This is a genomic window from Bradyrhizobium sp. UFLA05-112 (assembly GCF_053572325.1).
On sequence record NZ_JBANBK010000068.1, the window covers coordinates 37757 to 46917 of the forward strand.

Consider the following 9161-nt stretch of genomic DNA (forward strand, 5'->3'; position numbering starts at 1 on the left):
CAATTGGCCGATATAACTGAAATTGCCGCTTCCGAGTTTCGCCATTCGCGGCGGCATATCCGCCTGGATACGATCCTGCGGCTGCGCTGGCTTGCGGTGCTCGGCCAGCTCGCCGCCATCTTCATCGTGGCGCAGGGGCTGGAATTCAACGTTCCGATCATCCCCTGCGTCACCATCATCGGGCTGGCGGCGGCGCTCAACCTCGCCCTGCAAATGGCGGTCAATCCGATGCAGCGGCTGGAGGGCGTCCATGCGGCCGCACTGCTGGCGCTGAACATCGTGGAATTGGCTGGCCTCTTGTTCTTCACCGGCGGATTGGAGAACCCGTTCTCATTCCTGTTCCTGGCCCCAGTCCTGATCTCCGCGACCGCGCTGCCGGCCAGGCTCACCTTCGGCCTCGGCCTGCTGGCGGTCGCCTGCGCCTCGATATTGGTCTTCTTTCATCTGCCGCTGCCCTGGGACAGCGACGATCCCCTGGTGCTGCCGCCGATCTATCTGGTCGGCGTCTGGCTTTCGATCGTGCTCGCGATCGGCGTCACCAGCCTCTACTCCTTCCAGGTGACGGAAGAGGCGCGCAAGCTCGCCGACGCGCTCGCCGCGACCGAGCTGGTGCTGACGCGCGAGCAACATCTGACCCAGCTCGACGGGCTTGCGGCCGCGGCCGCGCATGAGCTCGGCACACCGCTGGCAACCATCTTCCTGATCTCGCGCGAATTGGAGAAGACGGTGAAGGACGCAAGCTTCGCCGCCGATCTGAAAACCCTGCGCGAGCAGACGCAGCGTTGCCGCGACATCCTGAGCAAGATCACCCAGCTCTCCTCCACCGGCGCGCCGTTCGACCGCATGAAGCTGTCGGAGCTGATCGAGGAGGTCGTGGCGCCACACCGCGATTTCGGTGTTGCCATCAAGGTGCGGATCGCGGTGGCGGCGGCCACGGAACCGGTCGGCTCGCGCAATCCTGCGATTCTCTATGGCGTCGGCAATATTGTCGAAAATGCCGTCGATTTCGCTCATACGACCGTCGAGGTCAATGCGTGGTGGAACAACGATACCATCGAGATCTTGATCTCCGACGACGGCCCCGGCATTCCGCCCGATCTCTTGAACCGGATCGGCGAGCCCTATCTGTCGCGGCGGCGCTTGCAGGACGACGGCGGAGGCGAGCGTCGCGGCCTGGGGCTTGGGGTGTTCATCGCACGCACGCTCCTGGAGCGCACGGGTGCCAAGGTCTCGTTTACCAATCGGACGTTCCCCGAGCATGGCGCCGTGGTGCAGATCGTGTGGCCGCGCGAGCGTTTTGAGGCTACCGAGACGGCCGAAGAAACAATAGGATAGACCGCGACGTTGGGTCGCACTGCGCACGCCATCGACTTTCGACGACCTTGGCAGCGGCCGATTGCAACGCCATATCTTCCAGCGTTGGAGAGAGGACAAAACCTTGAACGCCATCGCCGAACTGAATGAACAGGCCGACCGCTCGCTCTTGATCGTCGAGGACGACAAGCCGTTCCTGGAGCGGCTGTCGCGCGCCATGGAGACGCGCGGCTTCACGGTAACCTCCTGCGATACCGTCTCGGATGGATTGGCAGAGATCGGCAAGGCCGCGCCAGCGTTCGCGGTGGTCGACTTGCGGCTCGGCGACGGCAACGGCCTCGACGTGGTCTCGGCGCTGAAGAAGAAGCGCCCCGATGCGCGCGCCATCGTGCTCACCGGCTATGGCAACATCGCCACCGCGGTGACGGCCGTGAAGATGGGCGCGATCGACTATCTCTCGAAACCGGCCGACGCCGACGACGTCGTCGCTGCCCTGCTGTCGACCGGCACTGAAAAGTCCGAGCTGCCGGCGAACCCGATGTCGGCCGACCGCGTGCGCTGGGAGCACATCCAGCGCATCTACGAGATGTGCAACCGCAACGTCTCGGAAACCGCGCGCCGCCTCAACATGCATCGACGCACATTGCAGCGAATTCTGGCCAAGCGCGCGCCGCGGTAGGTCCGCATGTTGTAGGGTGGGCAAAGGCGCAGAGCGCCGTGCCCACCTCTTCTGCTTCATCTTCGGTGGCATGAGCGGTGGGCACGCTTCGCTTTGCCCACCCTACAAATCGCCGCGCCCTACTCCCAAAACTCCGCGTGGCCCTGCGGATCGACCAGACGGTTGATCCGGAGCGCGGCGGCCATGGCAAAGCGCACCGTCATCTGCTTGCGGGTGGGGGCCGGCAGCTTGTGCTCGGGCGCATCGCAGTGGAGATGCGCGCCATAGGCGTCCGCGATGATCAGGCCGGTGCCTTCCGGAAAGATCTCGCAAGGCAACTCCTGCGTGAAGGCGAAGAACAGCCGGTCGCAATGGGCGCGGTACTCGTGCCATTTCTGATCGCTGCGCAGATCCTCAACCGACGATTTGATCTCGACGATCCAGATCTCGCCGCGCTCGTTCAGCGCGACGAGATCGGCACGGCGGCCCGACGGCAGCGGCAGTTCGCTGATGCAGGAGAAGCGGAGCGATCGCAACAGCCGTGCCGTGCCGCGCGCGACTGCAAGCGCGGTCTCGGACTGGCGGCCGTCAGGCGGCGGCACGAGCGCGATGTGGCGGGCGGTGTTGTCCATGGGGTGAGTTTAGCCGATTCCGCTCGCTGCGCACACCATTCGATGGAAACGAGCTGCATCCCATTCTCAACCGTCGTCCCGGCGAAGGCCGGGACGACACTGAGTGTGAGGCGGGAACCTCGCCTCTCGCCGACACTTATCACGCAGCCACTCACCGCCGTGCGGACCAGCGAGGCTGCCCCGACATGATCGACGACCTCTGGTACAAGAACGGCGTCATCTACTGCCTGTCTGTCGCCACCTACATGGATGCCAATGGCGACGGCGTCGGCGACTTCAAGGGGCTGTTGCGGCGGCTTGACTACCTGCACGGCCTCGGCATTACCGCGATCTGGCTGATGCCGTTTCAGCCGTCGCCCGGCCTCGATGCCGGCTACGACATATCGGACTATTACGGCGTCGATCCGCGCTACGGCACGCTCGGCGACTTCGTCGAATTCGCTCATGGCTGCAAGCAGCGCGGCATCCGCATCATCATCGACCTCGTCGTCAACCACACTTCGGACCAGCATCCCTGGTTCAAGGACGCGCGCCGCTCGAAGGACTCGCCCCATCGCGACTGGTATGTGTGGTCCGACAAAAAGCCCGCGAACGCCGGCAAGGGCGTCGTGTTTCCCGGCGTGCAGAAATCGACCTGGACGCGCGACAAGGAAGCCGGCGCCTGGTACTTCCATCGCTTCTACGATTTCCAGCCCGATCTCAACACCTCGAACCCGCGCGTGCAGGCCGAGCTTCTGAAGATCATGGGCTTCTGGATCCAGCTCGGCGTCTCCGGTTTCCGGATGGATGCCGTGCCGTTCGTGATCGCCACCAAGGGGCCGAAGGTCAAGACGCCGACGGAGCAGTACGACATGCTGCGATCGTTCCGCGAATTCCTGCAATGGCGCGAGGGCGACGCGATCATCCTCGCCGAAGCCAATGTGCTTCCCAAGACCGACATGGAGTATTTCGGCCGTGATGGCGACCGCATGCACATGATGTTCAACTTCCACGTCAACCAGCACCTGTTCTATGCGCTGGCCTCGGCCGACTCGCGCGCACTCGCCGAGTCGCTGAAGGCGACCAAGCCGCGGCCGGCCTCCGCCCAATGGGGCATGTTCTTGCGGAATCATGACGAGCTCGATCTCGGACGGCTAACCAAAGCGCAGCGGGACCTCGTGTTCAAATGCTTCGGGCCGGACAAGGACATGCAGCTCTACGATCGCGGCATCCGCCGGCGGCTGGCGCCGATGCTCGGCGGCGACCGCCGCAGGCTCGAGCTTGCCTACAGCCTGATGTGCACGCTGCCGGGAACGCCAGTGATCCGCTATGGCGACGAGATCGCAATGGGCGACGACCTGGCGCTGCCCGAACGCAATTGCGCACGCACGCCGATGCAATGGTCGACCGAGCCGCACGGCGGCTTCACCGACAGCGACAAGCCGGTCTCGCCGGTCATCGACAAGGGACCGTATGGCTTCGGGCACGTCAACGTCGCCAAGCAGCGGCGCGATCCGAACTCGATGCTGAACTGGACCGAGCGCATCATCCGCATGCGGAAGGAAGTGCCGGAGGTCGGCTGGGGCGACTTCGAGATCATCGCCGTGCAGGACCCGGCGATCTTCATCATCCGCTATGACTGGCGCAACAATTCGGTGCTGTTCGTGCACAATCTCGACGAAAAGCCACGCGAGATCGCGTTCTCGACGAAGCTGCCCGAAGGCCATGGAACGCTGCTGATCAATCTCCTGGCGGAAGATCACAGCCGCGCCGACAAGCGCGGCCAGCACCGCGTCGTGCTCGAACCCTACGGCTATCGCTGGTACCGCGTCGGCGGGCTCGATTACCTCTTGAAGCGCAGCGATATCGACACCAAGGCGATGCGGAAGAATGCGCGGGGGAAGTGACGCCCCTTCCCCCACGTCGGCCCGATGAAGGCCAGGCGAAGGCCGGGACGACGATCAGGATCGCCCCGGCAAGATCACCACGCCTTCATTGCCGCGCAAGTCGAGCACGCCCTCGAGCTCTTCGCCCTCGCGGTCGAGAAAGGTGGAGAGCAGGATCTCGCTGCCGAAGCGGATGGCGCTGGTGGTGACGGCGACGGGGTCGGGGCCGAGATTGAGCACGACGACCAGCGCCTCGCCGCCCGCCTGCCGGCGATAGATCAAGAGGTCGCCTTGCGCGGCGATCGGATGATAATCGCCGGCGACCAGTTGCGGGTGCGCCTTCCGCAAGATGATCAGGCGCTTGTAGAGATTGAGGATCGATAACCTGTCGGCTTCGAGATTGGCCACGTTCTCATGAACGTGGATCTCCGGCAGCGGCAGCCACGGCGCAACTTGAGAGAAACCGCCGAAGCTCGAGGAATCCCATTGCATCGGGGTGCGGCAGCCGTCGCGGCCGACGCCGATGCCGGGCACGTTCTTCTCGAAGGGATCGCGGACGTCCTCGGGTGCGATCGCGACCTGGCTCATTCCGATCTCGTCGCCGTAATAGAGCGTCGGCGTACCGCGCAGCGTCAGCAGCAGCATGGCGGCGACCCGCGCCTGCTCCGGCCCGACGCGGCTTGCGACGCGCGGCCGGTCGTGATTGCCGAGCACCCAGTTCGGCCAGGCACCCTTCGGCAGCGCCTTCTCGTAGTCCTCGATGATCTTTTCGATCGAGCGTGCGCTCCAGAAGGTCGAGAGCAGCGCGAAATTGAACGGCATCTGCGCGCCGGTGAGATCGTTGCCGTAATAGGCCATCAGACGATGCAGCGGCAGATAGATTTCGCCGATCAAGACGCGCGCGCCAAAGGCGTCCGTGACGCGCCGCATCTCGGCGATCACATCGTGCACCTCGGGCTGGTCGGTCGAATATTGCGTGAGGATTTTTTCATTCGGCGGCCGGCCCTCGACATAGTACGGGTTCGGCGGGTTGTCGCGGAAGTCCGCGTCCTTGATCAGGTGCCAGATGACGTCGACGCGAAAGCCGTCGACGCCCGTCTCCAGCCAGAACCGCATCACGCCATACATCGCCTCGCGGACGTCAGGGTTGCGCCAGTTGAGGTCCGGCTGCTGGGCGAGGAAGGCATGGTAGTAATATTGACCGCTCGCCTCGTCATATTGCCACGCGCTGCCACCGAACTCGGACAGCCAGTTGTTCGGCGGCCCGCCGCCCGCGCCCGGATCGCGCCAGATGAACCAGTCGCGCTTGGGGTTATCGCGCGAGGAGCGGCTGGCGATGAACCAGGGATGCTGGTCGGAGGTGTGGTTCGGCACGAGATCCAGGATCAGCTTCAACCCGCTCTCATGCGTGGCCTTAAGCAGCGCATCGAAATCCTCCATGGTGCCGAACAGGGGATCGATGCCGGTGTAATCGGAAATGTCGTAGCCGAAATCGGCCATCGGCGAGCGGTAGACCGGCGACAGCCAGATGGCATCGACGCCAAGCGATTTCACGTAAGGAAGGCGCTTGAGGATGCCGGCGAGATCGCCGACCCCGTCGCCGTCAGTGTCCTGAAACGAGCGCGGGTAGATCTGATAAAAGATGCCGTCGCGCCACCAGTTTTCGTCGTTCTCGGCCATGCTGGAATCGCCACCTTCGAAATCTGCCTCGCGCCAAGCAACGCGCTGGCAACGCTGGGGTTCAGACCAGCAGGCCTTTGAGACCGCCGTGTGACGGCGGAAGCGCCTGTTCCCGCATCCGGAATGCCGAATCTTTTGCTTGGCGGGCCGCCAAAAATCGGCAATGTGAGGCCATGACCGAGCAAACCGAACAATCCCAGGCGGCGAAAGCGGGCGCAATCATCGTTCCCGTGACGCTGTTCGAGCAGAACTGCACCATCATCTGGGACGAGCCCAGCAAGAAGGCCGTGGTGATCGATCCCGGCGGGGACGTTCCAAAAATCCTGGACGCGATCAGCCAGACCGGCGTGACCGTGGAGAAGATCTGGCTGACGCACGGCCATATCGATCACGTCGGCGGTGCCGCCGACCTGCGCGACGCACTGAAGGTGCCGATCGAAGGGCCGCACGTCGCCGACAAGTTCCTGCTCGACAATGTGGTCGAGAGCGGCGCGCGCTTCGGCATGAGCGGCGTGCGCAATTTCGCGCCGGACCGCTGGCTGGAGGAAGGCGACACCGTCTCGATCGGCGATCTCTCCTTCGACATCCTGCACTGCCCGGGCCACTCACCCGGCAGCGTCGTCTTCTTCAACAAGGAGCTGCGCTTTGCCCATGTCGGCGACGTCCTGTTCGCAGGTTCGGTCGGCCGCACCGACCTGCCCGGCGGCAGTCACGCGACGCTGATCAACTCGATCAAGACGAAACTCCTGCCGCTCGGCGACGACGTCGGCTTCATCTGCGGCCATGGCGCGGGCTCGCGCATCGGCCATGAGCGGATGACGAACCCGTTCATCACCGGGGAGATGTAGCTTTACTGCGTCACGAGCACACGCCCTCATCCTGAGGAGCCCGCGATAAGCGGGCGTCTCGAACGATAGCCGCGCGTGAGAGACGGGCCTTCATGGTTCGAGACGCGCGTTCCGCGCTCCTCACCATGAAGGTCCTGCGACGCAGCGAGTTTTAGGCTGCCCTACTCCGCGGCATCTGCGAGCGCCGCCGGCTCGCTCAAATGCCGCTCGCCCCAATCGCGGATCGCCGCAATCACGGGCACGAAGCTCTTGCCCTTGCGGGTGAGGCGGTATTCGACCTTCGGCGGCACCACGCCAAAATCGCGGCGGTCGATCAGCCCGCTCTCGGTGAGCGCCTTCAATTCGCGGCTGAGCACCCGCGGGGTGATCTCGGCGCTGCCCGCGGCACCTCGGAGCAGGCCGCTCCTGATCTCGCCATAGCGGCGCGGGCCGTCCTTCAGGTCCCAGACAATCCGCAGCTTGTACTTGCCTGCGATCATCTTCTGGAAGGCTGCGACCGGGCAGCTCCGCAGGGCCGATCTCGCTTTCGCCATCTCGTCACCTCTCTGCGCTCACAGGAGGATAGGAGGGATGCCGAAAAAGTCCATACTATCAATTTTGTCCATACTTGCAGAACTGCTCACGAGGCGCAGATGATGACGCACACGACGAAGGGAGCGTCACATGAAGCACTTCATGATCACGTATCAGTTCAGGAACGGCACGACGGAGGCCTGGCACCAGGAGATCGGCCGCTTCATCAAGGCGATCAACGAGGATGCGGAGCTGAAGGGACGGATCGGCTATCGCTGCATGAAGAACCGCGACGACAACAGCTATCTCCACCTTGCCAGCGTCACCGACGATGCCGCGCAGAAGACCCTGCAATCGCGCGACTTCTTCAAGCACTATACCGAGATGACGCGAAAGGTCGCCGACGGCGAGGTGACGGTGACGCCGATCGAGCTGATCGATCAGACGGCGTAGCGCTGGTCGGATTGCTGCGCCAAAAACGCAAACATCGTCCCGGATCCGCGCTGCGCTTGTCCGGGACGACAGTTGGGATTGGTTCTACTTCATCAGGCCAGCGGCCGTCAGCGCGCGCGTGATGACGGCGCTGAGGTCGAGGCGACGCCTGGCCTTCTTGCCGGGCTTGGCCTTGAGCTTTGCATTTCCTTGCGGCTCGGCAACGGCGGTACGGATCGACCTTGCAAGATGCGGCGCGGGCGACAGGGCCGGCGCCGGCTTCGCCGCCGCGGTCGGCTTCTTCTCGGGCGCGGCGCTGCGGATCCATTCCGTCAGGCCGAAGAATTTTGCGATGTGATACGACGAAGAAATGCCCGCCTCGATCAGGAAGGCGCCTTCGATGCCGTAGCGATGATCGTTGTCGGCGACGCCGAGCGGCGTGCCGTGCGCCATGTCGGTGATGGCGAAGGATTCGACGATGGTCTCGCCGTCCGCATTCCACCAGGCCTGGCGTGGATAGCCGTCGACGACGGTTTCCGACATCGGCGTCAGCGGCAGGTCATGCAGGTCAAGCCACTGCTTGACGATCTCATCGGCATTGCCGGGATTGACGGTGCGGTCGGCGCTGCCGTGCCAAACCGAAATCTTGGGCCAGGGACCGCGATGGTCGGACGCCTTGCGCACGAGATCGCCGAGCTCGCGCGCAGGGCGCTCCGGCGAATGAAACATACCATCGAGAGCCTGACGCAGATTCGATGCCACACCGTAGGGCAGGCCCGCAATGATGGCGCCAGCCGCGAAAACCTCCGGATAGGTCGCAAGCATCACCGAGGTCATGCCGCCGCCGGCCGACAGGCCGGTGATGAAGATGCGCCGCGCGTCGATGCCGTGCGTCGAGACCATGTGCGCGATCATCTCGCGAATCGAGCGCGCCTCGCCGCTGTCGCGCGCAGTGTCTTCCGGACTGAACCAGTTGAAGCAGGTGTTGGCATTGTTGGCGAGCTGCTGCTGCGGCATCAACAGCGCGAAGCCGTAATGCTTTGCAAGCGTCGACCATCCGGCGCCGAGATCGTAACCAGCCGCGGTCTGGCCGCAACCATGCAGCACGACGACGAGTGCACGCACCTGCTGCAATTGCGCCGGTACGTACGCGAACATGCGCAGGTTTCCGGGATTAGAGCCGAATCCGGTGATCTCCGTCAGCGGACTGTGCTGGCCC

The 9161-nt window shown here is 64.0% G+C and carries 9 protein-coding genes; 5 read left to right on the forward strand and 4 right to left on the reverse strand.

What is annotated here, in order from left to right:
- The first annotated feature begins 12 nt into the window (after positions 1–12).
- Positions 13–1335, forward strand: coding sequence for an ActS/PrrB/RegB family redox-sensitive histidine kinase (locus SO180_RS31005; protein ID WP_449382638.1), 1323 nt, complete (start codon positions 13–15; stop codon positions 1333–1335).
- A gap of 103 nt (positions 1336–1438) precedes the next feature.
- The gene (locus tag SO180_RS31010) at positions 1439–1993 is read left to right on the forward strand and encodes an ActR/PrrA/RegA family redox response regulator transcription factor (RefSeq protein ID WP_254101122.1); all 555 of its coding nucleotides are present in this window, start codon (positions 1439–1441) and stop codon (positions 1991–1993) included.
- Between the two features lie 119 nt (positions 1994–2112).
- On the opposite strand, the gene SO180_RS31015 is transcribed toward SO180_RS31010, so the two are convergent.
- Positions 2113–2604 (reverse strand): MmcB family DNA repair protein, encoded by a 492-nt coding sequence (locus SO180_RS31015; protein WP_449382629.1) that lies wholly within the window; start codon positions 2602–2604, stop codon positions 2113–2115.
- Between the two features lie 185 nt (positions 2605–2789).
- On the opposite strand from SO180_RS31015, the gene SO180_RS31020 reads away from it, so the two are divergent.
- A complete protein-coding gene (locus SO180_RS31020; RefSeq protein ID WP_449382630.1) occupies positions 2790–4490 on the forward strand; it encodes an alpha-amylase family protein in 1701 nt (566 codons plus the stop codon).
- Positions 4491–4544: 54 nt separating this feature from the next.
- Here the strand turns inward: SO180_RS31020 and SO180_RS31025 are convergent, their stop codons facing one another.
- Positions 4545–6149 carry an alpha-amylase family glycosyl hydrolase gene (locus tag SO180_RS31025; RefSeq protein WP_449382631.1) on the reverse strand — a complete coding sequence of 535 codons (1605 nt, stop codon included), beginning with the start codon at positions 6147–6149 and terminating at the stop codon, positions 4545–4547.
- A 173-nt stretch (positions 6150–6322) separates the two neighbouring features.
- Here SO180_RS31025 and SO180_RS31030 point away from each other — a divergent pair, with 173 nt between their 5' ends.
- Positions 6323–6997, forward strand: coding sequence for an MBL fold metallo-hydrolase (locus SO180_RS31030; RefSeq protein ID WP_449382632.1), 675 nt, complete (start codon positions 6323–6325; stop codon positions 6995–6997).
- Positions 6998–7158: 161 nt separating this feature from the next.
- Here SO180_RS31030 and SO180_RS31035 read toward each other — a convergent pair whose 3' ends face one another.
- Entirely contained in the window at positions 7159–7530 is a 372-nt protein-coding gene (locus tag SO180_RS31035; protein WP_449382633.1) for a winged helix-turn-helix transcriptional regulator, read from the reverse strand.
- Between the two features lie 130 nt (positions 7531–7660).
- Between SO180_RS31035 and SO180_RS31040 the strand changes: the two genes are divergently transcribed.
- Positions 7661–7963, forward strand: a complete 303-nt coding sequence (locus SO180_RS31040; RefSeq protein WP_449382634.1) for a hypothetical protein — start codon at positions 7661–7663, stop codon at positions 7961–7963.
- 84 nt (positions 7964–8047) lie between these two features.
- On the opposite strand, the gene SO180_RS31045 is transcribed toward SO180_RS31040, so the two are convergent.
- On the reverse strand, positions 8048–9161 hold a 1114-nt coding region (locus tag SO180_RS31045; protein ID WP_449382635.1), incomplete at its 5' end, for an extracellular catalytic domain type 1 short-chain-length polyhydroxyalkanoate depolymerase.

Bases quoted from the DNA above. Each gene is read 5' to 3' on its own strand.
- SO180_RS31015 (WP_449382629.1), bottom strand. From the start codon at position 2,604: ATGGACAACACCGCCCGCCACATCGCGCTCGTGCCGCCGCCTGACGGC.
- SO180_RS31020 (WP_449382630.1), top strand. From the start codon at position 2,790: ATGATCGACGACCTCTGGTACAAGAACGGCGTCATCTACTGCCTGTCT.
- SO180_RS31025 (WP_449382631.1), bottom strand. From the start codon at position 6,149: ATGGCCGAGAACGACGAAAACTGGTGGCGCGACGGCATCTTTTATCAG.
- SO180_RS31030 (WP_449382632.1), top strand. From the start codon at position 6,323: ATGACCGAGCAAACCGAACAATCCCAGGCGGCGAAAGCGGGCGCAATC.
- SO180_RS31035 (WP_449382633.1), bottom strand. From the start codon at position 7,530: ATGGCGAAAGCGAGATCGGCCCTGCGGAGCTGCCCGGTCGCAGCCTTC.
- SO180_RS31040 (WP_449382634.1), top strand. From the start codon at position 7,661: ATGAAGCACTTCATGATCACGTATCAGTTCAGGAACGGCACGACGGAG.